This window comes from Mesorhizobium sp. M8A.F.Ca.ET.207.01.1.1, from assembly GCF_004794715.1.
GTDB lineage: Bacteria > Pseudomonadota > Alphaproteobacteria > Rhizobiales > Rhizobiaceae > Mesorhizobium.
Genome location: NZ_SRUS01000101.1, coordinates 1 through 433 on the forward strand (window position 1 = coordinate 1; position 433 = coordinate 433).

Consider the following 433-nt stretch of genomic DNA (forward strand, 5'->3'; position numbering starts at 1 on the left):
GCCGAAGCCTTCGCGCGCGTAGGCGTAGATGCCGGTATCAAGATCCGGCCGGCGGTTGGCCAGGGCCTGGAACACGAAGGCCAGCATCAGCATGCCGGCGCCACTGACGGCCCAGCCGATCAGCGCGGCGGCCGGACCGGCACTGCGCGCGACGTTCTGCGGCAGCGAAAAGATGCCGGCGCCGACCATCGAGCCGACCACCAGTGCGGTCAGCGCGGGCAGGCCCAGCCGTTGCGATGTTGCGGCCATGGAGATCCCCTGCGGCGGCGATGCCGCAGGGACACGGTAGCCGTGTACCTGTGAACAGGCCTGCAAGAAGGGCCGGGCCCGCTGGCGCCCGTCCGTGCCGGAACGACGAAGGCCCGGGCAATAGCCCGGGCCTTCGAGGGTGACACTGCAACCGGACTTACTTGAACGTGTACTTGAAGCCGAC

At 69.1% G+C, this 433-nt stretch carries 1 protein-coding gene; it reads right to left on the reverse strand.

The window, feature by feature from the left end; genetic code table 11:
* The coding region (locus EN850_RS33650) for an amino acid permease (protein ID WP_136092944.1) at positions 1 to 249 on the reverse strand (249 nt) is incomplete at its 3' end.
* Positions 250 to 433 lie beyond the last annotated feature (184 nt).